At 67.3% G+C, this 24,434-nt stretch carries 22 protein-coding genes; 10 read left to right on the top strand and 12 right to left on the bottom strand.

The genetic code is table 11. From position 1 onward, the window contains the following. Positions 1-246: 246 nt before the first annotated feature. The 4 genes from DWF00_RS10595 to DWF00_RS10580 all read right to left on the bottom strand — a co-directional run bounded on the left by DWF00_RS10595 (position 247) and on the right by DWF00_RS10580 (position 5,846). The gene (locus tag DWF00_RS10595; RefSeq protein ID WP_114827537.1) at positions 247-3,075 is read right to left on the bottom strand and encodes a phosphoenolpyruvate carboxylase; all 2,829 of its coding nucleotides are present in this window, start codon (positions 3,073-3,075) and stop codon (positions 247-249) included. Between the two features lie 103 nt (positions 3,076-3,178). Further along, positions 3,179-4,204 carry a DUF2955 domain-containing protein gene (locus tag DWF00_RS10590; protein WP_114827536.1) on the bottom strand — a complete coding sequence of 342 codons (1,026 nt, stop codon included), beginning with the start codon at positions 4,202-4,204 and terminating at the stop codon, positions 3,179-3,181. After that, on the bottom strand, positions 4,194-5,297 hold the full coding sequence (locus DWF00_RS10585) for an HlyD family secretion protein (protein ID WP_114827535.1): 1,104 nt from the start codon (positions 5,295-5,297) through the stop codon (positions 4,194-4,196). The genes DWF00_RS10590 and DWF00_RS10585 overlap by 11 nt, the downstream gene beginning before the upstream one ends. Before the next feature lie 12 nt (positions 5,298-5,309). Next, positions 5,310-5,846, bottom strand: coding sequence for a transporter suffix domain-containing protein (locus tag DWF00_RS10580; RefSeq protein WP_114827534.1), 537 nt, complete (start codon positions 5,844-5,846; stop codon positions 5,310-5,312). Between the two features lie 289 nt (positions 5,847-6,135). Here DWF00_RS10580 and DWF00_RS10575 point away from each other — a divergent pair, with 289 nt between their 5' ends. Then, positions 6,136-6,579 (top strand): hypothetical protein, encoded by a 444-nt coding sequence (locus DWF00_RS10575; protein WP_114827533.1) that lies wholly within the window; start codon positions 6,136-6,138, stop codon positions 6,577-6,579. A 39-nt stretch (positions 6,580-6,618) separates the two neighbouring features. Here DWF00_RS10575 and DWF00_RS10570 read toward each other — a convergent pair whose 3' ends face one another. Then, positions 6,619-7,056 (bottom strand): hypothetical protein, encoded by a 438-nt coding sequence (locus tag DWF00_RS10570; RefSeq protein WP_114827532.1) that lies wholly within the window; start codon positions 7,054-7,056, stop codon positions 6,619-6,621. Between the two features lie 735 nt (positions 7,057-7,791). Between DWF00_RS10570 and DWF00_RS10565 the strand changes: the two genes are divergently transcribed. Then, entirely contained in the window at positions 7,792-7,989 is a 198-nt protein-coding gene (locus DWF00_RS10565; RefSeq protein ID WP_114827531.1) for a hypothetical protein, read from the top strand. Positions 7,990-8,033: 44 nt separating this feature from the next. Here DWF00_RS10565 and DWF00_RS10560 read toward each other — a convergent pair whose 3' ends face one another. Together DWF00_RS10560 and DWF00_RS10555 are read right to left on the bottom strand one after the other, a co-directional pair. Further along, entirely contained in the window at positions 8,034-9,164 is a 1,131-nt protein-coding gene (locus tag DWF00_RS10560; RefSeq protein WP_114827530.1) for a DNA cytosine methyltransferase, read from the bottom strand. Further along, complete coding sequence (locus DWF00_RS10555) at positions 9,161-10,099, bottom strand: hypothetical protein (RefSeq protein WP_147283630.1); 939 nt, start codon at positions 10,097-10,099, stop codon at positions 9,161-9,163. The genes DWF00_RS10560 and DWF00_RS10555 overlap by 4 nt, the downstream gene beginning before the upstream one ends. Positions 10,100-10,393: 294 nt before the next feature. Between DWF00_RS10555 and DWF00_RS10550 the strand changes: the two genes are divergently transcribed. Continuing rightward, the gene (locus DWF00_RS10550) at positions 10,394-11,533 is read left to right on the top strand and encodes a serine hydrolase domain-containing protein (RefSeq protein WP_245973826.1); all 1,140 of its coding nucleotides are present in this window, start codon (positions 10,394-10,396) and stop codon (positions 11,531-11,533) included. A gap of 165 nt (positions 11,534-11,698) precedes the next feature. Beyond that, complete coding sequence (locus DWF00_RS10545) at positions 11,699-12,619, top strand: DMT family transporter (protein ID WP_147283629.1); 921 nt, start codon at positions 11,699-11,701, stop codon at positions 12,617-12,619. A 3-nt stretch (positions 12,620-12,622) separates the two neighbouring features. Here DWF00_RS10545 and gpt read toward each other — a convergent pair whose 3' ends face one another. The 4 genes from gpt to DWF00_RS10525 all read right to left on the bottom strand — a co-directional run bounded on the left by gpt (position 12,623) and on the right by DWF00_RS10525 (position 17,230). Then, a complete protein-coding gene (gene gpt, locus DWF00_RS10540) occupies positions 12,623-13,132 on the bottom strand; it encodes a xanthine phosphoribosyltransferase (protein WP_114827527.1) in 510 nt (169 codons plus the stop codon). 99 nt (positions 13,133-13,231) lie between these two features. Further along, positions 13,232-15,058 (bottom strand): methyl-accepting chemotaxis protein, encoded by a 1,827-nt coding sequence (locus DWF00_RS10535; RefSeq protein WP_114827526.1) that lies wholly within the window; start codon positions 15,056-15,058, stop codon positions 13,232-13,234. A gap of 334 nt (positions 15,059-15,392) precedes the next feature. Continuing rightward, positions 15,393-16,157, bottom strand: a complete 765-nt coding sequence (locus DWF00_RS10530) for a competence/damage-inducible protein A (RefSeq protein WP_114827525.1) — start codon at positions 16,155-16,157, stop codon at positions 15,393-15,395. A gap of 221 nt (positions 16,158-16,378) precedes the next feature. Then, on the bottom strand, positions 16,379-17,230 hold the full coding sequence (locus DWF00_RS10525; protein ID WP_114827524.1) for an FkbM family methyltransferase: 852 nt from the start codon (positions 17,228-17,230) through the stop codon (positions 16,379-16,381). 336 nt (positions 17,231-17,566) lie between these two features. Between DWF00_RS10525 and DWF00_RS10520 the strand changes: the two genes are divergently transcribed. The 5 genes from DWF00_RS10520 to DWF00_RS10500 all read left to right on the top strand — a co-directional run bounded on the left by DWF00_RS10520 (position 17,567) and on the right by DWF00_RS10500 (position 22,888). Continuing rightward, positions 17,567-18,607, top strand: a complete 1,041-nt coding sequence (locus DWF00_RS10520; protein ID WP_114827523.1) for a Bug family tripartite tricarboxylate transporter substrate binding protein — start codon at positions 17,567-17,569, stop codon at positions 18,605-18,607. Between the two features lie 146 nt (positions 18,608-18,753). Next, positions 18,754-19,209: a tripartite tricarboxylate transporter TctB family protein gene (locus DWF00_RS10515; protein WP_181832482.1), complete on the top strand. Its 456-nt coding sequence runs from the start codon at positions 18,754-18,756 to the stop codon at positions 19,207-19,209. 4 nt (positions 19,210-19,213) lie between these two features. After that, a complete protein-coding gene (locus DWF00_RS10510) occupies positions 19,214-20,719 on the top strand; it encodes a tripartite tricarboxylate transporter permease (RefSeq protein WP_114827521.1) in 1,506 nt (501 codons plus the stop codon). A gap of 123 nt (positions 20,720-20,842) precedes the next feature. Beyond that, entirely contained in the window at positions 20,843-22,237 is a 1,395-nt protein-coding gene (locus DWF00_RS10505) for a selenium-binding family protein (protein ID WP_114827520.1), read from the top strand. 33 nt (positions 22,238-22,270) lie between these two features. Further along, a complete protein-coding gene (locus DWF00_RS10500; RefSeq protein ID WP_114827519.1) occupies positions 22,271-22,888 on the top strand; it encodes a hypothetical protein in 618 nt (205 codons plus the stop codon). A 39-nt stretch (positions 22,889-22,927) separates the two neighbouring features. Here DWF00_RS10500 and DWF00_RS10495 read toward each other — a convergent pair whose 3' ends face one another. Further along, the gene (locus DWF00_RS10495; RefSeq protein WP_114827518.1) at positions 22,928-23,716 is read right to left on the bottom strand and encodes an SDR family NAD(P)-dependent oxidoreductase; all 789 of its coding nucleotides are present in this window, start codon (positions 23,714-23,716) and stop codon (positions 22,928-22,930) included. 107 nt (positions 23,717-23,823) lie between these two features. Here DWF00_RS10495 and DWF00_RS10490 point away from each other — a divergent pair, with 107 nt between their 5' ends. Further along, positions 23,824-24,387 carry a TetR/AcrR family transcriptional regulator gene (locus tag DWF00_RS10490; RefSeq protein ID WP_114828005.1) on the top strand — a complete coding sequence of 188 codons (564 nt, stop codon included), beginning with the start codon at positions 23,824-23,826 and terminating at the stop codon, positions 24,385-24,387. Positions 24,388-24,434: the final 47 nt, after the last annotated feature.

Here is a 24,434-nt window from a genome sequence, read left to right as displayed (position 1 = left end):
TCAATTTCAAGGATTTCTCATCTGATCCAAACGCGCCGTCATCCCGGACGCAGCGAAGCGCAGTCCCGGGATCCATCGTAAGGAACTGCGCTCTACGATGGATCCCGGGACTGCGCTGCGCTTGCCCGGGATGACGGCACCGTTGTGTTCGATTCTCAGGCTGTTGAAATCAAAGCGTTCTTGATGGGTCAGCCTCTCAGGATGAGGGCTGAGAGTCCAAGCAATCTCCAAAAAGGCCGGGCCACTTCAACCGAAAGCGCCGATTTCGTGCTGGATCACGCCCGAGATCTCGCGCAGCAGCGCAAAGCTCTCACGCATCGGCGCGATCACGTCGCGGTGCAGCGCCTCATAGGCGCCGCCCTCGCGCGGGCCGGGCGGCTCGCCGAAATCGAGCCCGATCGTCGGGTCGGGGTTGAGCGGGAAGATTTCGGCCAGCAGGGTCAGTGAGCCGGGAATGTCGAGCCGCAGGATGCGCTCCATCAACCCCTCGCGGGTGACGCCGAGATGCGGCCGGAAATCCGGGATATGCGTCGCCGAGAGCCAGATCCGGTGCAGCAGGCAGAGCCGTAGCGCATGCAGCGCCACCAGCCTGATCTTCATTTGCGGCGCCTCGCCGCCCGCCTCCTTCAGCTTCAACCGGTCGGAGGCGAAGCGCCAGAACAGCCGCCGCAGATCCGGCGCGAGGTCGAGCCGCGCCAGCGCCTCGGCCACGGTGAGCAGCTCGTCGCGCCGCCCCTCCCGATCGGTGCGCCTGGCACGGTCGAACCAGTTGCCGGGATCGAGCGTGTCGAGATAGGCGCGGAGAACGTCGAGGTCGCTATGCGCCATCGCGTAGTTCGCCAGCCGGTAGGCCCGGCCGAAGCGCTCAGATTTCTCGCGCATCGCGCCGAACAGGTCGGGCGAGCGCGAGGCCGCCTGGCCGATGCCGTGGATGCTGTTCGCCATCCAGCCGAGCTGCTGCAGGATGGCGTTGTTGGGAATGGCCCGCAGCTCGCGCGGATGGCGGATGCGCGTCGGCCCGCCCGCATCGCTCTGCCTGGCCGCCGGGCGCGAGCCGGTCTTGTCGAGCAGCGACGGGCCGAACGTGCCGATCAGCGCCGCGTAGCCGGGATCGTCGACGAGCTGGTTCATCTCGTCGCGCACGGTCTGGAAGAACTCCGTGGCGAAGTCGGGCTCGGCATAGACCGGGTCCTCAGTGCTCTCGTCGCGGATGCCGAAGATGCTCTCGGCGATGCGCGCAACCGTCGCGCCTGCGAGCTGCGTCGTGCCGAACAGCATGTAGCCGTCGCTGCCCTGGAAGCTGGTCTCCTCCACCGTCGCGATGCCGGCTTTGGCGAAGGCGCGGCGCGACCAGGCCGGGTCGAGATAGGCGAAGCGGTCGGCGAGGCTGTCTGGATGCGCGCCGCGCCCGGGCGACTCGCCATGCGTGTCGAAGATCACCAGCTCGATATCGGTCAGCCCATAGCGCGCCAGCAATTCGCCGATCCGGCTGCGCAGCCGCTCGACCCAGAAGGTCGAGGCGACCTGGCCGATATAGCGGCCGGAATCCGAGTAGCCGAACTGGATGCAGAGCCGGCCATGCTGCTTCAGATACTCGCGCCAATGCGGGCTGCGCAGCGCCTCATCGATGATGCGCGGCCCCTGCTCCAGCGCGTCCGAGGTCTCGAACAGCGGCGAGATCTCGATGCGGTCGGCAATGCCGAAGCGCCTGGCGAGCCAGAGCGCCGAGAGCAGCGTGTAGCCGGTCTCGGTCTCGGCCACGAGGAAGCGCACCGGCCGGGTGCCGTCGACATGCTTCACGATCTGCGCGATCGTCATCATCATCCGCGTCGCCGACGCCCGCTCGACCGCGAGCGCCCCGAAATCGACCGCCGTCGGCTTCACCTTCGCCAGTTCCGCATTCACTGCGCTCAGGAAGGCTCGCCGTTGCGCCGGCAGGCTCGGCTCCTCGTCGAGCGGGATGACGCCGCGCATCGCGTTGTGGAGCTGCGAGGCGTTCAGCCGGAAATGCGGCAGCGCGATCGAGACGCCATGCGCCACCACACCGGCGCGCGCCAACGCCAGCGCCAGCGCGGTTTCCTCGTCGGACGCCGTCGCGATCGCCTTCTCCAACGCCGCCAGCAGCCCCGACGCCTCCGGCAGCGCCGCATCGCGCTCGCCGACCAGAGAAAGCGCGAAAGCCTGAAGCGCCTCCAGCTTCGGCTGCGAGGTGATCGGCGGCGCCAGCGCGAGCTGCCGCTCGACCGCCGCGAGGGCGTTGCCGACCAGCGTCCTCACCTCCGCGGTCGCCTCATTCTCCGGCAGCTTCTCCAGCATGCGGAAGAACTGGCCGCGCTTCGATTCCAGCCGGTAGCGCAGCGTGTCCCACCAGCCGATATCGGTGCGCCCGTCCGTGTCGCAGCCAACCCAGGAGGCCAGGATCAGCGGCCGCGGCGCCAGTTCCCGCCAGCGCTCCGGCCAGCGCGCCCGCGCCTCCGACAGGATGGCGGCATTGAACCGGTCGATCGCATCGCGCGCATGGCGCACGGCGAAGCGCGCCTGCTCGAACTCGTCCTGCAAGGTGATCGTCGCGTCCGGCCGGAACGACAGGTCCTCGGCCGCGATCACCTCGCTCGCCTTCGCGCCCGAGGCGAGATCGGCCAGCGCATGCGCCACCTTCCGCGCCATGCCGAAGGTCGGGTGCGCCGTGAACACCGCCGCGAAGCGCGGCTTGGCGACGCTCGCGGCATAGGCCTCGAACGGCTCGGCAGCCGTGTCCGCATCGCCTGCCAGCCGCTCCGCCACCGTGGCGAAGGCGACCTCGCCACCGGGCACGAACCCGACATAACGCGCCACGCGCACCGCGCGCTCGGCTATGGCCTCGCGGCCGAGATGCCGGATCAGCGCCGCCGCGGTCTCCAGCGTGATCTCGCCGCGATCCATCCGCCTGGTGAGCCAGAGCGTCACCCGCAGCACCGGATTGCCGAACGGGTCCTCGCGCGCATCGCGCCTGGCCTGGGCGATCGTCGCCGTCAGGTCCGCTGCCAGATCGGCCGGGTTCAATCCGGCCGGAGCCACTACGCTGATCTTCGCCATCGCCGCCGTCCCTCGGGGAGGAGAACGGAAGGCAAGCAAGTTTCGGACCCCGCCACAATGGCGGAAGCGGCAATGCACTCTTTCCAGCCCGTCGGGTGAAGGCTCAGGCGCTGCTGGTCGCCGTCCTCGGCCTCGCCCAGAGCAGTGCGGTCATGCAGAGCGCATAGGCGATGGCGAACAGCACGAAGCCGATGCGGGTCGCGAAGGATTCCGCCGTCGAGCCCGGCAGCGGCGAGAGCCCGGTGCCGAACAGGATCAGGAAGGTCGTCAGCGCCCCGCCATAGACCTTGGCTGATGGAGACGAGACGGCGGCGCGCCCGCCCAGGATCAGCCCAACGAAGAGCGTGACCAGGAACAGCATGGGCAGCGCCGGACGCAGCTCCATGAACGCGAAGGCGAGCGAGGCCAGCACCCCGCCGAGCAGGTTGACGGCGACGAGCCCAAACGCCGCGCGGGCGCTGTTGGCGAGATCGAGCTGGAGCAGCAGCGAGGCGACGGTGATCGGCACGACGATCGCCGAGGAGAAGCCGCTATGGGTCAGGCAAAGCGTCACCGCGCCGAGCAGGATCGCCGTGCTCGCGACGGCGCGCAGCAGCGGGTTGCCGAGCGCGACGACCGGCGCCGGTTCTTCGGTCTCCGCCTCGCGGTCGGGCAGGAGCGCATGCGCCAGCCAGGACAGCACGATGCCGCTGACCACGCCCTGCAGCAGGATCGCCATCATGCCCTCATCGAGATCGCCGTGCAGGAGGTCGAGCAGCGGCACCATGATCGCGATGACCAGACTGAGGAAGATCGCCGGGCCGCCCTTGCCCTGCGCGTGGGCGGCGAAACAGATCAGGTAGAACAGGCCGAGCAGCGTCAGGAGCTGCAGCGGGCGGTCGCCGAAGAGGCCGGTCAGCAGCACGAAGGTCTGCCCGACGACCAGCACCAGCCCGACCATGCCGGCCGCCTTGCCGAAGGGCAGCGGCTTGCCGGCGAGCAGGAACTGCGCCGCGAAGAGCGGGCCCAGGAACGGGATCACCGCGCCCGTCGCCATGCCGAGCGTCAGCCCGGCCGCGACTGCGAGCGCGACCCGCAGGCCGATGCGTCGCTGCCGGCCGAGCGCCGAGGCGGATGCCTCAGGTGGCATAGGTCAGGACCGAGACCAGCCTGATCCAGAAGGCGCCGAGCGCGTTCGCGACCGGGTTGCTGCCGGTATAGACCACGACATTGACCTGCGAGCCGAAGCGGATGCCGCGCGGTGGCCCGCCCTCGACGATCAGCCTGACCGGGAAGCGCTGCGGATCGCGCACCCAGCCGCTATCGTTGCGGATCGTCGGCAGGCCGGTCGCGGGATCGACGCTGCCCTGCGAGACGCCCCAGCCGATGCTCTCGACCTTGGCCGGGAAGACCACGCCCGGCAGCGAGTCGAACACCACCTCGGCCCGGTCGGACATCGACATGTGCTCGAGGCTGTTCTCCTTGAAATTGGCGGAGACCCAGATCGAGCTGGCGTCGATGAAGGTCAGCGCCGACTGGCCGGCGCCGATGAACTGCCCGGTGGCGAGCTGGAGATTGGTGACGACACCCAGTGCCGGGGCGCTGACCGTGGTGTGCAGCAGGTTGAGCCTCGCCCGCTCCAGCGCGGCCAGCGCCGCCCTGAGCTGCGGGTTCTCCGCTCCTTGAGGCCCGAGGTCCTCGCGCGCCTTGGCGAGGTCGGCCTCGGCCCCGGTCACCGCCGCGCGCGAGCCGTTCAGCGCCGCCTTGGCCTCGTCGGCCTTCGAGAGCGCCAGGATGCCGCGCTGGACCAGCTCCAGCGTGCGCTGCGACTGGGCCCGGACGTTCTCGAACTCGGCGCCGGCCTTGACCAGCCTGGCCTGCGCCGATTCCACCGCCGCGGTGGAGGCGCCGATGGTCTGGCCGATGCGCTCGACCTGCGCCTGCGCCTCCGTCACCGCGATCTCGAAGGGCCTGGCGTCGATGCGGAACAGCACCTTGCCGGCTTCGACCCGCTCGTTGTCGGTGACGTTGACCTCGGTGACGCGGCCGGCGACGTCGGGCGCCATGCGCACGACATAGGCCTGCACCACCGCCTGCGACGAGGACGGCGTCAGCCGCTCCATCACGATCGACACGGCGAAGAGCACGACGATCGCCAACAAGACTCCGAGTGCGACCTTGCGCAGCGGGTTGGCGGGAGCAGGCGCAGGCACGGCGGCTTCGGCCTCGGTTTCGCTAGTCATCGCAAAATCCGCTCAGATGCCGGCCGCCGCGCCGCCGTCGCGGCTGTCGACCACCTTGGCGGTGCGCACGAACAGCGCCCGGATCTTGTTCCAGAAATCGCCGCCGAGCACGAAGAAGCTGGCGATCAGCATGAGGTCGCCGAGCGCCTGGAGCTGCCAGAGATTCGGCCTCAAGCCGGGGAAGAACTGGTCGACATAGGGTTCGAGCGTCGCCGAGAGCAGCGGCAGGCAGAACATCACCAGCCCGACGGCATGGCGCACCGGCCCGACCGGGCCGCTCGGCGCCAGCCCCTTGGCGTAGCCGAAGACCATTCCCTTGAGCTGCTGGAAGCCGGCCTTGCCCATCACCGCGATGCAGGCCAGCAGCAGCACCTTGTTGGCGACGAAGATCGCCCCCGTCATTGCCGCGATGCGCGGCCCCGGAACGCCCATCGACGCGCCCAGCGGAATCAGCAGCCAGAGCGCGAAGGCCAGGATGAAGATGCCGATGCCGAGCTTGAACCGCCAGGCGGCGGTCACAGGCGCGGCATTGATTTGGGATGTAGACACGGTTTCAGCCCCCCAGCTGCTTGCTCCGGAAACGCCACCCTGCCCAGGTTGGGCGCGGCTCCGGTCGGCACAACCCAGAGACATGGCGTCATATTCCGCGCGGGAGACTGCGCCACTCGACCTATCCTGTCGAGAGGGAATCAACGTTGCTTCGCGCTTTTGCTTGGGACAACCTGCTTAGCTGGCACCATGCATGAATTGACCCAATGCGCCGTAAAAAATTGCTTGAGTGAAAACGTTTCCGGCCACCATTCTAAGCTGCCTGACGTTGGGGCCTTGGAGAACGATCATGATCGTCAGAATCGCGGCACTGTTGTTGGCCTTCCTCCTCGCAAGCGAAACCGCCTACGCTCAGGCGCGCCCTGCCGGCCCGGCGAGCGCGACCGTCCGCATCCAGCAGCTCCAGGTCGCCTTCATCGGCTCGGGCGCCGTCGGCGGCGGCACCTTGCGCTACCGCAACCGCAACTACGACATCACGGTCGGCGGCCTCGGCATCGGCGGCATCGGCGCCTCCACGCTCTCCGCCACCGGCTCGGTCTACGGCCTGACCGATGTCGAGGATTTCGCCGGCGCCTACGTCCAGGTCCGCGAGGGCTGGGCCATCGGCGCGCAGGGGCGCGGCACGCTCTGGCTGCGCAACGCCAAGGGCGTGGTGATGCGGCTGGCGACCCGCCGCCGCGGCCTGCAGCTCTCGCTCGGCGCCGACGGCGTCCTGATCGGCTTCAAGCGCTAGCCGCCACTCTCCCCTCCCGTCCGGGAGGGGCCGCCACTCTCATCGCGCCGAATGGGCGACGCCGCGCGGCGGCCTCGGCGGCGTTCGTGGAGACGATGCTGGAGGAGTGAGGAGCGGCGCGGAGGCCGTCCCGGCCGCCGCTGCGGCACGCTCGGCCTCGATCCGCTCCGCCAGCGCCTCGGCCACGGCACAGGCCTCCTCGACGCCGGCGCCGGCGAGACGCGCCTTGACGCCGGCCTGCAGGACCGCGCGGGTGGCGTCGTCGAGATAGTTGCTCGACCACTCGGACAGACAGGTGGCGACGCTCGGCCCGGCGCAGCGCTGGCTGCGCCGGCAGGATTTCCGGCTGCAGGCGCGCCAGATCTCGAAGGCGGCGGCCATGTGCGCCTGGGCCTCCTTGCGCAGCTCGTTGCACCTCTCGAGATCGGCCAGCCGCTGCGCGACGGAACGGACGGGCTCTTCGCTATGGCGGGTCATGGGGCTCCTCGGGTTGCCGGAACGGGAAACGAAACTCCTCCGTCATGCTCGGGCTTGACCCGAGCATCTCCTGAAGGAGATTCTCAGGCCTGCGCTCCGCCCGGCACGACACTGGTCACGCCCCCTCGCCCGCCCGCGCTGACGCGCGGCGGTCTTGATCTCCTCAGGGTTGGCGGAGCGCCGGGAGGCGCCTTTGAAGCCATACCGTCCGTTGCCGGGCGGCGCGGATGGAACCCCATCCGCACGCCCCCTGGCGCTCCGCCTTCGGCGATTTCAGTCTCCGGGCCGCGCTTCCTGAACGCCGGCAAGCCGGCATCCTCTTCAAGCGAGCTCCTCGCACAGGGGCCGTATTACCCCCAGGGCGGTGCCCCGAAGCCTCCCGGGAGCGGATCGCAACTCCACCCGCAGGCGCCGATCCTCACCCAGCCGCCAGACTGCCTCCGGTTGGCCACCCCGAGTGGGTGAGGATGGGTGGAAGTATAGGGGTGGTTGGGAGGGCGGGGATAAGGTTGCGGCCATGTCCGGCTCTATCCCCGCAGACGCGCCCTCTCCGCCCCCTCGCCGTCATGGTCGGGCTTGTCCCGACCATCCACGCCTTCGCGCCGGGATCCATCGTAAGGCTGCGGAGCCGTACGATGGATCCCGGAGCGGCGCCGCTACGCGGCTTGTCCGGGATGACGCGGAGAGGTTTCCACCCCGGCCCGCCAGATCGAATTCCTCAAGCTACTGAGCCGCATGGACCGGCTCGGCCAATGCCAGACGATCATGGCGACCCACGCGCCGATCCTGATGGCCTATCCCGGCGCCCGCCAGCTCGGCCTGACCAAATATGGGCGCGATCCGGTCACGATCGAGCAGACCCAGCATTTCCGGATCATGCGGGAGTTTTGCGCGGACCCGGAGGTGTTTGTGGAGACGATGATGGAGGAGTGAGGGACCCCGTCCGCAGCCCATTAGGTGTCGCGCGAGACAGCGCTCTATCTAGCGTTCAACGCCATTTTGCCGAGCGAAGCCCCCCGCATCCGTGCCGTCCTAAGGGCTTTCCGTTCTGCATCAGTAAGCGTGTTCGCAGCCTCTCGCGTCGAGGGATCGCCCGCGAGCGCCGCTGCATCTAATGCCCAGCCCATTTGTTCGGCAAGGGATACAGCAAAGGCCCGCGCCATTGGCGGCGGTACGGCATTTCCAACCTGCCGATACTGCTGCAAACGCGGGATTCGATCGGGCCAAAGGAAATCGTCTGAAAAACCTTGAAGTCGTGCACTTTCACGCACAGTAATCACTCGATGATGCTTGTAGTGCACGGGTCGCAGGGGACTGAAATTGCCCGATCCAGCGCGCAAAGTGTACGACGGGCGGCCGGGGTGCAACCGATCATGGAATGAACCGCGCTCGCGCTTGCCGGGCTCCAACGTACTCAGGCGTTCGATCATGTCCGCCGAATGAGCAGTCGGTTCATGATTATAGATCCCGGTTTCTCCAAACTCGCCAGCATCCGGCAAATCGTCGATCGCTTCCGACGCCGAAAGGTAAGGACGTTCAAGTGTACCGTGCGTCGGTGCGGGAAAGCGAACGGCGCGCTTCTGCTCTACCCCAAGCACGACCAAGCGCTTGCGATTCTGGGGCACACCGAAGTCGGCAGCCGATATAATGCGATGATCGATCGTATAGCCGAGCGCGCGCAACTCGGCCTTCACTTCGTCTAAGAACTCGCCGCCAGAAATCGCGGCAAGGTTCGGCACGTTTTCTAGCATGAACGCGGATGGTTTAAGTTCTTGCACGATCCGAATGAAATGCCCGATTAGATCAGCGCGAATGTCACGCTTGCCTTGTCGCTTGCCTGCAATCGAAAATGGCTGGCAGGGCGGCCCGCCCACGATGAAATCAGCACGCTTGATCCCCGCGCGCTTTAGCAGTGTGGCGCCCGATGCCACGCTAAGGTCCGCAGTGAAACCCTGACTGCCGCGATACCTGTGATTGTAGTTGTACGCGTCCACCGCACGTGCGTCGAGTTCGAAACCCGCAGCGACATTGAGCCCAGCGTCGAGAAACCCCGTAGATAGGCCGCCGCAGCCGGCGAAGAGTTCAATCCCTGCGGGCATCGTTGTCATTGCTTTGGTACATTCGTTGCTCGGATCATGGCTAACTGAGCCTCCGACGTATTAATGGCGTAACTAGCCGATCGGACAATCCGGAGATCGCCCGGTCTGGTTGCAACGTTGAATTCAATAAGGTGAACCGCCGATTGATAATCTACCTTGAGCGCCAATGGTCGGACTTTGAGATCCGGAAAATAGTGCGCGGCGTATTGGATCATATTGAAAATCTGGGCGCGATTGAGTTCATCTGAAACCGCCTTCGCCTCGATTGGAAAAACAACGGGGATTTCATCTTCGCCAGCCGCTATACCCACATCAATTGCGTCAAGTTCTGCTTGCCCTACTCCGGGCACACTTTTCCGCACGTGTGAGCGCAAACGATACACCTTCATGCCGGTAAAGTGGTCTAGCAAGCTGCAATATCCCACAACGGATAGCAGCGCCTGCTCGTCCATTTCCGCCATCGTCTCGGGCAACAAGCGCCGCACCGGCATCGGCGTTTGATCGATTGCCGGCGTTAGTTCGTTAACCGGTGTGTCGATAATCCCGCTCGACGCCTTTTCGAACTGATAGCGCCCGCGCCCCACGGCGCGTAGAACATGAAAGCCCTTATCGAGTATCTCTTTCGGCAAGACGGTACGGGATCGCATACGGTAAACTACATCTGCTGGATTGCGGGACGATATCGCATCGGGATTGTCAGAGACGTCCCGGATGGCTTCAACAGCCGTTCGTACGTCGTCGAGCGAGAAAACGACCGTTGCCGCTCCCGGCCGCCAGCGATCCTGAAACAGCTTCAGTATGACAGGCACATAAACTTTTGAATTCCGACCATGGCTTTGACGACTTTTGCCCTTCGGCGTCGCCACGGCGGGCGTGACGGCGTCGGCCTTGGTAGCCCTACGGCGTTTGGGCGCAGTCGCGTCTAGATCGCTTTCGTCACTCATCAATCCACCAATACACTATCCCGAACAAAACGGGAACATACTTTCTCGACCAGCGCTCTCGAATCGAGAAAATTGCGCCTGCCACATAACAGCGTTTTTCCTCAAAGGCGTAAACGAACGTTTGGCGGCGTCACGTTGATCCCCCGGGGCGCGCGGGCACACCAGTTGGATTACGCCACGATCTCGGCGTCGGGCCAAACCGGGTTTTCAAAGTAAACTGCGACCGCTCTTCGTTCGCTACACTAAGCGATCGAATCGACAGACCACCAACACGCGCGCCAAGGATACCCCCTCGTGATTTCGCCCACGCCCACCTCGTACACCCCCGCCCCGTCCACCTCCCCCTGGTCCACCCTCGCCCCCACCGACGCCGGCTTCTCCCCCGCCCGCCTGCAGGACGCCATCGACTTCGCGGTCGCCAACGAGTCGCCCTGGCCCAGGAGCCTGTATTATCCCGATGGCGCCTATGTCGGGAATGTCGAGTGGAACGAGACCGGGCCGTGGAGCGAGATCGTCGGTCCTGTGGCGGCGCGCGGCGGGCCGGCGGGGCTCGTGCTCAAGGGCGGCAGGATCGTCGCCGAATGGGGCGACACCGACCGCACCGACATGACCTTCTCGATCGCCAAGAGCTATCTCTCGGTGCTGGCCGGCGTCGCGCTCGGCGACGGGCTGATCCGCGATCTCGACGAGCCGGTGGCTAAGAGCGTCGCGGGCCCGGTCTTCGCAGGCGCGCATAATGCTGAGATCACCTGGCGCCACCTGCTGCAGCAATCGAGCGAGTGGCAGGGCGAAATCTTCGGCAAGTCCGACCAGGTCGACCATAACAGGCAGATCGGCCCCGGCGCCGATAACAGCCGCAAGGGCCAGCGGCGCGAGCTCAACCGGCCCGGCAGCTTCTACGAGTATAACGACGTGCGGGTGAACGTGCTCGGCTACGCCCTGCTGCAGCTTTTCCGCCGGCCGCTGCCCGAGGTTCTGCGCGAGCGCATCATGGACCCGATCGGCGCCTCGCAGGACTGGCGCTGGGAGGGCTACGAGACCTCCTTCGTCGAGATCGACGGCCAGCGCATCCAGTCCGTGCCCGGCGGCGGGCATTGGGGCGGCGGGCTCGTCATCGGCGCGCGCGACCATGCCCGCTTCGGCCTGCTGATGGCGCGCCGCGGAATCTGGGAGGGCAAGCAGCTGCTCCCGCCCGCTTACGTCGAGATGGCGCTGACGCCCTCGCCGACGCTGGCGAATTACGGCCTGCTCTGGTGGCTGAACCGCGGCCCGGAGGCCAATCCGAAGCTGCCTTCCAGCGCCTTCTCGGCGCTGGGCGCCGGCAGCAACGTCATCTGGATCGACCCCGAGCACGACCTCGTCGCCGTGCTGCGCTGGATCGACGGCAAGGCGGCGCAAGGCTTTTGCGAGCGGCTGGTCGCGGCGCTGGATTGAGGCTCCGGCCTTTGCTGGAAAAGCGCGGGAGCCCTTTCCTTACAGGAGAGGGTTCCCCGCGGGTGCTTGTCCATGCACAGGGCGTAGGGCTGCATCATCCGGGAGCGCTTGCGATCAAATGGCCGGCGCGCGCATAGAGGCCACCCCTCGCCCGGAAAGCACCGCGTGACCCAAACCTCGCCCACCCTCGCCAGGCCCGCCGGCCGCCTCTGGCTCGGCTTCGCCTGCGGCGCCGGCGCGGCGCTGATCTGGGGCGTGCAGGCGGTGGTGTCGCGGCAGTCGGTGGCGGACGGGCTGACGGCGGCCGACGTCTCGATCCTGCGCTTCCTCGCCGCCGGGCTGGTGTTGCTGCCCTTCGCGCTGAGGCGGCTGCGGCCCTTCCCCGTCGGGCGGCTCGGCTGGAAGCGCGCCCTGATCCTGACTGCGCTGATCGGCCCGTTCTACAGCGCGATCCTGGTCGGCGGCGCGCATTTCGCGCCTGCCCTGCACTCCTCGGTGATCTCGCCGGGACTGATCCCGGTCTGCACCGCGCTCTTCGCCTGGTGGGTATTCGGCGAGAAGCCCGGCCCCGGCCGGCTCGCGGGCCTGGGCGTCATCGTGCTCGGCGTCGCGCTGTTTTCGCTCGAGGCCCTCGGCAGCGCGCCGGCGCGTCCGGGCGCCTGGATCGGCGACCTGCTCTTCGTCTCGATCGCGGTGCTCTGGGCGAGCTTTGGCCTGCTGGCGCGGCGCTGGGGCGCGGATGCGATCGAGGTCACGATGGCGACCTGCCTGCTCTCGGTCCCGCTGCTGCCGGTCATGGCGCTCCTGATGCCGGTCAACCTGGCGCATGTGGCGTGGCCGGCCATCGTGCTGCAGGCGCTCTACCAGGGCGTGATCGTCGGCGCCGCCGCGCTCTTCCTCTACGCGCAGGCCATCGCCTTGCTGGGCGCCGGCCGCGCGGCCTTGTTCCTGCCGCTGGTGCCGGGCGTCACCGCGCTTTCCGGCTTCCTGCTGCTCGGCGAGCGGGCCTCGATGACCGAGATCGCCGGCATGGCGCTCGCCATCGCCGGCATGGTCATCGCGCTGCGATCCCGCAGCGTCGCATGAGTTTCAGCCCTTGTGGTCCTTGGCGATCGGCTCGACATAGGCCAGCCCCATGTCCCAGGGAAAGTAGATCCAGGTGTCCTGGCTGACTTCGGTGATGAAGGTATCGATCGTCGGCACGCCGGCGGGCTTGGCGTAGACCGTGGCGAAATGCGCATTGGGCAGCATCTCGCGCACCACCTTGGCGGTCTTGCCGGTGTCGGTCAGGTCGTCGACGACGAGCACGCCCTTGCCCCTGCCGTCGCCGATCGCCTTGATGGTCGGCGCGACGTCCTTCAGCACCACGAGCTCGGACTGGTTCTTGTAATCGTGATAGCTGGCGACGCAGACCGTCTCGATCAGGCGCAGGCCGAGCTCGCGGCAGATGATCGCGGCCGGCACCAGCCCGCCCCGCGTGATGCAGACGATCGCCTCGAACGGCCCCTTCTCGGCCAGCCGCCAGGCGAGCGCGCGCGCATCGCGGTGGAACTGGTCCCAGGAGACCGGGAAGGCCTTGTTGCTGGTGGGTTCGGCCATGGCGCGCCCTCGCGGCTGATCATTCTCTCGATCATTCCGGAAAGCCGATAAGCGCGGCCGTGGCAAGAGCACGGCCGGCTTCATCCCCAGGCTGAGCGCTCAGAACTCCTCCCAGCCATCCCCGCCGGCGACGCGCTTGAGCTTCGGCGCGGGGGTGGGCGCATGAGTGCGCGCGGGCGGAGCCGGGCGGGCGAGATGCGGCGCCCGCTCGCGCAGCTGGCGCACGACCTGCGCCTCGAAGCCCGGCTCGGCCTCGTCGAGCCTGAAGGCGGCGACCATGGCGGAAAGCCGCTCGGTGTCGCGCCGCAGGTCCTGCGCCACTTTCGAGCTGGCATCGGCGAGCAGCGAGTTCTGCTGGGTGATCTCGTCCATATGCGCGACGGTGCGGGCCATCTCGTCGATGCCGTTGGCCTGCTCGGCCGTGGCGGCGGAGATCTCGTTGACCGTGGAGGCGACGCGGGTCGCGGCCGAGACGATCTCCTGCAGGGTCGCGCCGGCATTCTTGACCAGTGTGACGCCGGATTTGATCTGCTCGCTCGAATTGGCGATCAGCGACTTCACGCCGTTGGCCGATTCCGAGCAGCGGGCGGCGAGCGCCCTCACCTCGGTCGCGACCACCGCGAAGCCGCGCCCAGCATCGCCGGCCCGCGCCGCCTCGACCGCGGCGTTGAGCGCCAGCAGGTTGGTCTGGAAGGCGATCTCGTCGATCATCGCGATGATCTCGGAAATCCCGGACGAGGCCTGCTCGATCCGCCCCATCGCGCCGACCGCCTCGCCGACGATGGCGCCGCCGCGCTCGGCGACGCTGCGCGCCTCGTGGCCGAGCTCGACCGCCGTGCGCGAATGGCCGGCGCTGTGCTTGACCGAGGCCGCCAGCTCCTCGGTGGTCGCAGCCGTCTGCTGCAGGCTGGCGGCGTTGGCCTCGGTGCGCTCGGCGAGCTGGGCGCTGTCGGTCGAGATCTTGCCGGAGGCCTGCGCGATCTGCTGCGCGATCTCGCGCACCGAACCGACGACCTCGGCCAAGGTGTCGAGCAGGTCGTTGACGCCACCGCAGAGCTGCGCCACCTCGCCGGTCTTGCCGGCAAGCGAGACGCGGCCCGTCAGGTCCTTGCCCTTGGCGCGCGCGATGACCGCGCCGGTCTCCTTGACCGCAGCTTCCAGCTGCTGGCCGCGGAAGCTCGCGGTGATGTCGGTGGCGAACTTCACCACCTTGTAGGCCCTGCCCTTGGCATCGAAGATCGGGTTGTAGGAGGCCTGGATCCAGACCTCCTTGCCGCCCTTGCCGATGCGCCGATACTGGGCGGCATCGTATTCGCCGCGGCCGAGCCGCTCCCAGAACTGGCGATAGGCGGTGCCCTCGCGCTCAGCCGGATCGACGAACATGCGGTGATGCTGGCCGGCGATCTCGGACAGCGAATAGCCGAGCACGGCAAGGAAATTGTCGTTCGCGGTCAGGATTTTGCCGGAGAGGTCGAACTCGATCACAGCCTGCGCCTTGCTGATCGCGGCCTGCTGGCCCTCGAGATCGGCGAGGCGCTCCTTCTGCGCGGTGATGTCGAAAGCGTATTTGATCACGCCCGTCGGCTTGCCCCGCGCACCGAAGATCGGGTTGTAGCTCGCCTGGATCCAGACCTCCTTGCCGCCTTTGCCGAGGCGCAGGTACTGGCCGGTCGAGAATTCACCGCGCCCGAGCGCCTCCCAGAACTGGCGATAGGCCGCGCCCTCGCGCTCGGCCGGATCGACGAACATGCGGTGGTGCTGGCCCTTGATCTCGTCAAGCGTGTAGCCGAGCACGGCCAGGAAGTTTTCGTTGGCGTTCAGGATCTTGCCGTCGAGATCGAACTCGATCACGGCCTGCGAGCGGTTGATCGCCGCGACCTGGGCCGCCAGACGGCGATTGGAGAAAAGGCTGGACAGGCTTGGCATGCAATCCCCCCTGCGCTTGCCGGCCGGCGCACCCGCCCCAGGGCGACGCGGGCCGATAAGCCCCCGCCCGGCACCGCTTCCCGCGAAGCAGTCGCGCCGGATAGGGACACGGCCGGGATAATCGGCCGCAAGGTCAGGATGGCAGTTGATGGTTTATGATTCGTTGATCAGTAATAATTCAAACGTATTCGCACATTCTCACAATAGACTGATCGCAATCAAACCTTGCGTCATGCACGGGCACTATAAAGCCGCCCGACGCCGTCGAAGGAGGCGTTCGGCAGCAGTATAGCGCCCAGGCAGGCGCGCCTATAGGTTGCGATTTCAGCCCCCCTCAACCACGCAGGCGTGTCTGCTCTGCTTCGATCATCGCCTTCACCGCCAGCACGGCCTCGGCCAACTTCTCCGGGTTGCGCGAGCGCACCACGACATTGGTGTCCGGGCCGGTCTCGGACCAGAACGGGTAGGAGCCGATCGCGACTAAAGGATGAGACTTGGCGATCTCGCCGAGCGCCGTGCCGATATCGCCCTCGCGCAGGCCGGCGCGCACGGTTTCCGAGAGAATGCGCGTTCCGGTCTTCAGCGTCGGCCCGACGACGTCGAGCATCGCCTGCATGATCGCCGGGACGCCGGCCATGACGAAGACGTTGCCGATGTGGAAGCCCGGCGCCTTCGACACCGAGTTGGCGATCAGCTCGGCCCCGGCCGGGATGCGGGCCATGCGCAGCCTGGCTTCGTTGAGCTGGTCGGCCGGGAAGCGCTCGGACAGCATCTCGATGGCGCGCGGATCATGGTCGATCGCGACGCCGAAAGCGGCCGCCACTGAGTCCGCGGTGATGTCGTCATGGGTCGGGCCGATGCCGCCGGTGGTGAAGACATAGGTGTAGCGGGCGCGCAGCGCGTTCAGCGACGAGATGATCTCGTCCACCAGGTCGGGCACGACGCGGACTTCGCGCAGCTCGATGCCGATATTGGTCAGGTACTCGGCGATGTAGCCGATATTCTTGTCCTTGGTCCGGCCGGACAGGATCTCATCGCCGATCACCAGGATTGCCGCCGTGACGGTGGGACGAGTGAGCGATGCGTCGGTCGCGGTCATGGCCGGCTCCTTTGGTTGCCGGGCCGCGAAACCTGCGGACGGCGCGTCACGATAGATCAGTCCCCTCGCCGCCCCGGCCCGCCGCGTACGGGGATGCGAAACGGCGCCCGCTGTTCCGGGCGCGCTCTAGAGCTAGGGGTTTGGCGCAAAACGCTCAAGCGGGCGGCACGCCGTGCAGCACACGCCCGCCATGCGCGGGAAGCTGTGCTGGAGCGCGAAACTCAGCCGGACTTGCGTTCGAAGATGAGGTTCATGCGCGTCTGCGCCAGCAGCTCGTAACCGCACCGGGTCAGGAGCAGCGTAAGGTCGCTCTGCCAGCGCAGGCGGGAATCCTCGATCAGGACGAGGCTCGGCCAGAGCGACTCTGGGGCATCGCGCAGGAAGGGTTCGAGGATCAGGTCCTCGGCGCCCTCGACGTCGAGCTTGATCGCGTCGAGCCGGTCATAGCCCTCGCTCTCGGCCAGCGCGAGCAGCGTGGTCGCCGGCACCTTGACCTGGCTGCCCGTGCTGGAGCGCAGGATGCGGACGCTGGACTCGCCGCGATTGGCCGGGTCGATGAACAGGGTCAGCTCGCCCGGCTTGTCGGCGAGCGCGCAGGCCACGGCCTTGACGGTGCCGAACGGGTTCTGCGCGATGTTGTAGGTCAGGCGCGAGAACACGTCGGGCTGCGGCTCGACCGCGAGGATGCGCGCGCCGGGCCCGGCCTTGGCCGCGACGAACAGCGAGTAGGCGCCGATATTCGCGCCGATATCGATGAAGCGGAAGCCTTCCTTGATCCGCGAGGCGAGCAGGTCGCGCTCCGCCGGATCGAAATACTGCGGCGTGAACAGCACGCGCTTCTCGCAGACATTGCCGTCCGGATAGAGCCGCATCCGCGCGCCCAGCGCCTCGATGTCGACCGGCTTGCCGTCGAGCGAGCGCAGGCCGATACGGCGCAGCGCATAGGCGAGCTTGCGGCCGAGGAAACTGTCGGGGGCGCGGCGCGTCCAGTGAATGATCCGGGCGATGAGCCCCTGGGGCGCGAAGGCGCCGAAGGGTTGCGCCTCGACGGATTGAAGATCGTGAATTGCCATTGGCGGCCTGATACACGCCAAAGCGGGCAGACGCCAGCAGGTTCGTCGAGAAGGCGCGATTGCGGCACCGCGCCCGGCTACGCGGGCCTTGCGCAGCCAAGGCGCGCTGGGGCTATCGAGGCGACCGGAGGGCGTGCCTTCCGGGGAGCGGCATGGGAGGATGATCGGCCGCAGCTGCACCGCCTGACAATTGTCGCGCATCGGACAGCCAACGCGGATCGCGCCATGCGATATCGTTTCCGGGAGTTGTTGCCATCTGTTGAGCTCGACCATCGAGAACGCGCCCGACCTCAGATGAGACCGCTTCTCTCACAGTAATTGGGAGGATTACGCACCATGGAATCGATTGCCCCGTTCGGCGCCCGCAAGGGCCGGAGCCTGCCGAGCCTCGTCCGCTTCAGCTTCGTGGCCCTTAGCCTCGCCGCCGCAGCGCCGGCCTCCGCGCAATCCGCCGACGACTACCCGAACCGCCCGGTCACGATCGTGGTGCCCTACAGCCCCGGCGGCGCCACCGACATCGTCGTGCGCGCCGCGGCCCGCGAGCTGACCGCGATGTACAACCAGACCTTCATCGTCGTGAACAAGGCCGGCGCGGCCGGGCAGATCGGCGCCGAATTCGTCTCGAAATCGCCGCCCGACGGCTACACCCTGCTCGGCTATCCCGAGAACATCTACTCGATCAATCCGTTCGTCTTCGGCGAGGCGGCTAACGCGGTCTCGCAACGGCTGGTGCCGGTGACCAATCTCGGCGGCTCGCCCACCGCGATCGCGATCAACACCACCGGCAAGATGAAGGACGTCAAGACCTTCGCTGACCTGATTGCCTTCACCAAGAGCGCCACGGTGCCGGTGACCTACGCGACCTCGGGCGTGACCACGCCCTACCACCTGCTGGCGCAGGAGATCGCCCGCACCGCCCAGATCAAGCTGGTGCACGTGCCCTACAAGGGCACCTCGGACGCGCTGACCGACCTCGTCGGCGGCCGCGTCGACATTCTCTTCGGCGCGCCGGCGGTGATGAAGCCGATGTCGGACGCCGGCAAGGTCCGCATGCTCGCGGTCTCTTCGGCCGAGCGCTTCCCGCTGCTGCCGGAGCTGCCCTCGATCTCCGACACGCTGCCCAACGTGCAGCTCAAGAACATCGACAACGGCATCGCCGCCCCGCTCGGGACCCCGCCCGCCATCATCGAGAAGCTCAACAAGGCCGCCAACGAGATCCTGGCGCGGCCAGAGATCAAGAGCACGTTCGAGCGCAACCTGCTGCTGCCGATGCCCGGCAGCGTCGCCGAATACACCAAGCGCGTCACGGAAACGCGCACCGAGCGCGAGCGCCTGATCAAGGCGGCCAATATCGGCCAGATGGCGCTGCCGCAATAGGCTGCGGACGAGCGGACGGCCGGTTGCGGCCGGACGCCGTGCCCCCGCCATCCGACGCATCCGGACAGCTCATCAGCCGCTAGCGGCGCGCATAAGCACGCCGCGCGCAAACGCACACACCGCCTCGCCAGGAGCATGCAGTGGCCGTGAACCGCAAAGACCTCGCGGCAGGAGCGATCTTCGCCGCCTTCGGGGCAACCTACGCCGCCATCACCTGGCGCGACCTGCCGATCGGCGAGGCGCTGAACATGGGGCCGGGCTATTTCCCAATCCTGCTCTCGAGCCTGATGATGGCGATGGGCGCGACCATCGCGGTGCGCAGCCTGGGCTCCGCCGAGGCGATCTCGCTCGCCGCCATGCCCTGGCGCGGGCCGCTCGTGCTCTCGCTCGCGACCGTCCTCTTCGCCAGCCAGCTCGAAGGGCTCGGGCTCTTTCCCGGCATCCTCGCGACAGCGCTGATCGCCTCCTTCGCCGCGAGCCCGTTCCGGCCGGTTCCCGCGCTGCTCGCCAGCCTGGGCATCGCAATCCTGTGCACGCTGATCTTCGGCTACGGCATCAAGCTGCCGATCCCGATCATCGGCTCGTGGTTCCGGTGGGGCTGAGCGCATGGAACTCCTGAGCAATCTCGGCCTCGGCTTCTCCGTCGCCTTCCAGCCGATGAATCTGGCCTATTGCTTCCTCGGCACGCTGCTCGGCACCCTGATCGGCGTGCTGCCCGGCATCGGCCCGCTCGCCACCATCGCGATGCTGCTGCCGCTGACCTTCGGGCTGACGCCGACGGCCTCGCTGATCATGCTGGCCGGCATCTTCTACGGCTCGCAATATGGCGGCTCGACCACGGCGATCCTGATCAACCTGCCAGGCGAATCCTCCTCGGCCGTCACCACGATCGACGGCTACCAGATGGCGCGGCACGGCCGGGCCGGGCCGGCGCTCGCCGCGGCGGGGCTCAGCTCCTTCTTCGCCGGCACGGTCGCGACCCTGCTGATCGCGATCGTGGCGACGCCCCTAACCGAGATCGCGATCAGCTTCGGCCCAGCCGAGTATTTCTCGCTGATGGTCGTCGGCCTGGTCTCGTCGATCGCTCTGGCCTCGGGCTCGATCCTGAAGGCGATCTGCATGATCTGCGCCGGGCTGCTGCTCGGCCTGACCGGGACCGACATCTACACGGCGACGCCGCGCTTCACCTTCGGCTCGACCGAGCTTTCCGACGGGCTCGACTTCGTCGCCATCGCGGTCGGCGTCTTCGGCGTCGCCGAGATCATGCGCAACCTGGAAGGCGCGAACGCACGCGAGCCGATCATCGCGAAGGTCGCGGGCCTCTTCCCGAGCCGCGATGATCTCCGGCGCATGATCGGCCCGTCGATCAGGGGCACGGTGATCGGCTCGCTGCTCGGCATCCTGCCGGGCGGCGGCGCCCTGCTCTCCTCGTTCGTCGCCTACAATGTCGAGAAGAAGGTCTCGAAGAACTCGGCGGAATTCGGCCACGGAGCGATCGAAGGGGTCAGCGCGCCGGAGGCCGCCAACAACGCCGGCGCCCAGACCTCCTTCATCCCGATGCTCTCGCTCGGCATCCCCTCCAACGCCGTGATGGCGCTGATGGTCGGCGCCATGATCATTCAGGGCATCACGCCTGGCCCGAACGTGATCAACAACAACCCGGACCTGTTCTGGGGACTGATCGCGTCGATGTGGCTCGGCAACGCGATGCTGATCATCCTCAACCTGCCACTGATCGGCATCTGGGTCTCGCTGCTGCGGGTGCCCTATACCGTGCTCTTCCCGGCGATCATGGCCTTCTGCTGCATCGGCGTTTACAGCGTCAACAACTCGGCCTTCGCCGTCTACGAGATCACCGCGGCGGGGCTCGCCGGCTACATCCTCGCCAAGCTCGACTGCGAGATGCCGCCCTTCATCCTCGGCTTCATCCTGGGGCCGATGCTGGAGGAGCACCTGCGTCGCGCCATGATCATCTCGAGTGGCGACCCGACCGTATTCGTGACCCGGCCGATCAGCGCCGTGCTGCTGGTCATCGCCGTGATCGCGCTGGTCATCGTCTCGCTGCCAGCCATCGCCCGCAAGCGCGAAGTCGTCTTCGTCGAAGAGGACTGAGCGCCGGCCGACCCCGCCGCGCCACTACTCCCTCAGCGCCGATCCAGGCGCAGGACATTCCGGCCCGGCGTCTGTACACTGCGCTCTCGACCGGGGCGCTGGGGGGTGCTCGGGAGACTGATCATGGCAAGCTGGCGACCTGATCCCTCGTTCTACCCTTCGCCTCGGCTCGCGGCCAAGGCGCCCGCCGAAAAACTGGCCTACGTAGCCGCCTTCGACCCCGACCGCAAAACGCCCGACGCCGTCGCCGTGGTCGATGTCGACCCGGCATCGCCGACCTATTCGCGGATCGTCGGCCAGGTCGCGATGCCCAACACCGGCGACGAGCTGCATCATTTCGGCTGGAACGCCTGCTCGTCCTGCCTCTGCCCGAACGCGCCGCATCCGCATATGGAGCGGCGCTACCTCGTCGTGCCCGGCCTGCGCTCGTCGCGGCTGCACATCATCGACACCAAGCCCGACCCCAGGAAGCCCTCGATCGTGCGGGTGATCGAGCCGGAGGAGATCGCCGAACGCGCCGGCTATTCCCGGCTGCACACGATCCATTGCGGACCGGAAGGCATCTACGTCAACGCGCTCGGCAACGCCGAGGGCAAGGAGCCCGGCGGCATCTTCCTGCTCGATCCCGTCAGCTTCGATGTGATGGGGCAATGGGAGATGGAGCGCGGCCCGCAGAAGCTCGCCTACGACTTCTGGTGGCACCTCGGCCACGACACCATGATCACCAGCGAATGGGGCACGCCGGACACGTTCGAGAACGGGCTGGTACCGGAGATCCTGCTCGGCAGCAAATACGGCCGCCGGCTGCATTTCTGGGACCTGCACACTCGCAAGCACCAGCAGGAGATCGATTTCGGCGCAGAGCACCAGCTCGTCTTCGAGCTCAGGCCGGCGCACGATCCGCGCAAGGCCTATGGCTTCGTCGGCTGCGTCATCAGCCTGAAGGACCTCTCCGCCTCGATCTGGACCTGGTATCGCGACGGCTCGAAATGGGCCGTGAAGAAGGTGATCGAGATCCCGGCCGAGCCGGCCGATCCCGCCTTGCTGCCGCCGGTCCTCAAAGGCTTTGGCGCGGTCGCTCCATTGGTCACCGATATCGACCTCTCGATGGACGACCGCTTCCTCTACGTCTCCTGCTGGGGCACCGGCGACATGATCCAGTACGACGTCTCCGACCCGTTCAAGCCGGTCGAGACCGGCCGCGTCCGCATCGGCGGCATCGTCTCGCGCGCGACGCATCCGGGAGCCAAAAACGGCCACCTCAATGGCGGCCCGCAAATGGTCGAGATCAGCCGCGACGGCAAGCGGGTCTACTTCACCAACTCGCTCTATGGCGCCATCGATCCTCAGTTCTATCCCGAGGGCATCGACGGCTGGATGGTCAAGCTCGATGTCGGCGACCAGGGCGGCATTCGCTTCGACGAGAAGTTCTTCGTCGATTGGCCGAAGGGGCATCGCCCGCATCAGGTCCGGCTGGAGGGCGGCGACTGCTCCTCCGATTCCTATTGCTATCCCTGATGCGTATTACATCCGAGACGGCGGAGCACTGAGATGTCGCCCTGGCTCATGCTCGCCGGCCTCGGCGCCTTCCACGGCCTGAACCCGGCCATGGGCTGGCTCTTCGCCGTGGCGCTCGGCCTCAATCGCGACAGCCGCCGCACCATGTGGCTGTCGCTGCTGCCGATCGCGCTCGGGCACGCGGTCTCGGTCGCGGTGGTGGTGGCGCTCGTCGTCGCGCTCGGCACGGTGATCGACCAGCGCCTGCTGCAAGTGATCGCCGGTGCGCTGCTGATCGGCTGGGCCGCTTGGCACGCGCTCTACGGCCACCGCCACCGCGTCCGCGTCGGCATGCAGACGGGACTCGCGGGACTTGGTCTCTGGTCCTTCCTGATGGCGACGAGCCATGGCGCCGGGCTGATGCTGGTGCCGGTGCTCATCCCGCTTTGCCTTGCGGCGACGCCGGCGCGCGAACTCACCGCTGCGGGCTCGCTGCCGATCTCGCTCGCCGCCATCGGCCTGCACATGGCGGCGATGCTCGCGGTCACCGCAACGATCGCCACGCTGGTCTTCGAATGGTTCGGCGTCGGCTTCCTCAGGCGCGGCTGGATCAACCTCGACGCGCTCTGGATCGCGGCACTGGCCGCGACCGGTCTTAGCCTGCTCCTCTGAGCCGGCCGCCCGCGGGCGACCGGCTTCGGACGCCGTGCCTCACGCAGCCTTGCGATAGCGCTCGGCCGCGTGGACCTGCAGGAAGTTCGGCACCATCGCCTGGCGCGCCCCGTCGAAGGCGGTCCACTGCCCGCCATCCGGCAGCGACGGGATGGTGACGGTCTCGCGCCGGTCGAAGCCGACGAGTGCCGCATCCACCAGCTCATCCACCTCCATCACGGCCGAGAGCGAGTTCACGTCGCGCTCGGAGCGTTCCCAGATCTCGGTGCGCGTGGCGGCAGGCAGCACGGCCTGGACATAGACGCCCTTCGGACCGAGCTCGAGATGCAAGCCCTGCGTCAGGAAGAGGACGAAGGCCTTGGTCGCGCCATAGACGCTCATGCCGATTTCGGGCGCGAGGCCGACGACGGAGCCGATATTGACGATCGCGCCCTTGCCTTCCCGCACGAAGCGCGGCGCGACCGCATTGGCGAGGCGGGTCAGTGAGACGACGTTGAGGCTGATCAGCTTCGCCAGCCCTTCCGGATTCTGCTCCAGGAAGCCACCGGCAGCGGCGGCGCCGGCATTGTTGACGAGCACGCCGATGCGCGCGTCGTCGCGCAGCCGCGCCTCGACCTGCGCCACGTCGGCGGCATCGGTGAGGTCGGCCTTGATGATGTCGACGGCGACGCCGGTCTCGCGGCGCAGGCGCTCGGCCAGGGCCTCCATGCGGGCGACGTCGCGCGCCACCAGCACGAGGTCATGGCCACGCCGGGCGAAGCGATCGGCATAGACGGCACCGATGCCCGTCGAGGCGCCGGTGATCAGGACAGCGGGTTGTGCGGTCATTGGAATTCTCCTGATGCTCGAGGTCGGGAATTATTCATGACCACGATCATATAAGTGCATTCATGATCGACATCATGTATCCTGTCAAGGACGATCAGGAGGACGTGATGAAAGTCAGTCGCGAACAGGTGGCGTTGAACCGGCAGAAGATCCTGGAGGAGGCCGGCAGGCTGTTCCGGGCGCGCGGTTTCGAAGCCGTGACGGTGGCCGAGGTGATGAAGGCCGCCGGCCTGACCCATGGCGGCTTCTACGGGCATTTCGCCTCGAAGGACGATCTCATCGCCCAGACGCTGACCCATGCGCTCTTAGCCAGCGCGCCGGGCGAGATCGACCTCCCCAGCTTCACCGAGGCCTATCTCTCGCCCGACCATTGCGCCGATCTCGCCGGCGGCTGCGCCACGGCCGGGCTCGGCGCCGAGACCATCCGCCAATCGCCCGAGGCGCGCGCGGCGATGACGGCCGGGCTGCGCCGGCAGGTCGAGCGCTTCAGCCGCAGCGCGCCGGGCGCGACGGAGGAGGAGAAGCGCCAGGCCGGGATCGGCTCCTGGGCCGCGATGGTCGGAGCCGTGATCCTGGCCCGGCTCAGCGACGACCCAAAACTCTCCGGCGAGATCCTGGAGCAGACCCGCGCCTGGATCGTCCGCGACGCGGCGCGGGTGGATGCAGGCTGACAATCAGCAGGAGTTGCTGCGCAACAACCTTGCGCCTCCCGCCAAAC

The sequence above is a fragment of the Allobosea caraganae genome (assembly GCF_003351345.1).
GTDB classification, from domain to species: domain Bacteria; phylum Pseudomonadota; class Alphaproteobacteria; order Rhizobiales; family Beijerinckiaceae; genus Allobosea; species Allobosea caraganae.
Note: the sequence above shows the minus strand (reverse complement) of the source record. Positions and strands in the feature narration are given on the sequence as shown.

Excerpts from the sequence above, each read along its gene's own strand:
- DWF00_RS10575 (WP_114827533.1), top strand. The coding sequence starts at position 6,136 with ATGATCGTCAGAATCGCGGCACTGTTGTTGGCCTTCCTCCTCGCAAGC.
- DWF00_RS10585 (WP_114827535.1), bottom strand. The coding sequence starts at position 5,297 with ATGACTAGCGAAACCGAGGCCGAAGCCGCCGTGCCTGCGCCTGCTCCC.
- DWF00_RS10560 (WP_114827530.1), bottom strand. The coding sequence starts at position 9,164 with ATGACAACGATGCCCGCAGGGATTGAACTCTTCGCCGGCTGCGGCGGC.
- DWF00_RS10525 (WP_114827524.1), bottom strand. The coding sequence starts at position 17,230 with ATGGCAATTCACGATCTTCAATCCGTCGAGGCGCAACCCTTCGGCGCC.
- DWF00_RS10520 (WP_114827523.1), top strand. The coding sequence starts at position 17,567 with ATGGAATCGATTGCCCCGTTCGGCGCCCGCAAGGGCCGGAGCCTGCCG.
- gpt (WP_114827527.1), bottom strand. The coding sequence starts at position 13,132 with ATGGCCGAACCCACCAGCAACAAGGCCTTCCCGGTCTCCTGGGACCAG.
- DWF00_RS10595 (WP_114827537.1), bottom strand. The coding sequence starts at position 3,075 with ATGGCGAAGATCAGCGTAGTGGCTCCGGCCGGATTGAACCCGGCCGAT.
- DWF00_RS10505 (WP_114827520.1), top strand. The coding sequence starts at position 20,843 with ATGGCAAGCTGGCGACCTGATCCCTCGTTCTACCCTTCGCCTCGGCTC.
- DWF00_RS10495 (WP_114827518.1), bottom strand. The coding sequence starts at position 23,716 with ATGACCGCACAACCCGCTGTCCTGATCACCGGCGCCTCGACGGGCATC.
- DWF00_RS10570 (WP_114827532.1), bottom strand. The coding sequence starts at position 7,056 with ATGACCCGCCATAGCGAAGAGCCCGTCCGTTCCGTCGCGCAGCGGCTG.
- DWF00_RS10555 (WP_147283630.1), bottom strand. The coding sequence starts at position 10,099 with ATGAGTGACGAAAGCGATCTAGACGCGACTGCGCCCAAACGCCGTAGG.
- DWF00_RS10535 (WP_114827526.1), bottom strand. The coding sequence starts at position 15,058 with ATGCCAAGCCTGTCCAGCCTTTTCTCCAATCGCCGTCTGGCGGCCCAG.
- DWF00_RS10590 (WP_114827536.1), bottom strand. The coding sequence starts at position 4,204 with ATGCCACCTGAGGCATCCGCCTCGGCGCTCGGCCGGCAGCGACGCATC.
- DWF00_RS10510 (WP_114827521.1), top strand. The coding sequence starts at position 19,214 with ATGGAACTCCTGAGCAATCTCGGCCTCGGCTTCTCCGTCGCCTTCCAG.
- DWF00_RS10530 (WP_114827525.1), bottom strand. The coding sequence starts at position 16,157 with ATGACCGCGACCGACGCATCGCTCACTCGTCCCACCGTCACGGCGGCA.
- DWF00_RS10565 (WP_114827531.1), top strand. The coding sequence starts at position 7,792 with ATGGACCGGCTCGGCCAATGCCAGACGATCATGGCGACCCACGCGCCG.
- DWF00_RS10500 (WP_114827519.1), top strand. The coding sequence starts at position 22,271 with ATGTCGCCCTGGCTCATGCTCGCCGGCCTCGGCGCCTTCCACGGCCTG.
- DWF00_RS10490 (WP_114828005.1), top strand. The coding sequence starts at position 23,824 with ATGAAAGTCAGTCGCGAACAGGTGGCGTTGAACCGGCAGAAGATCCTG.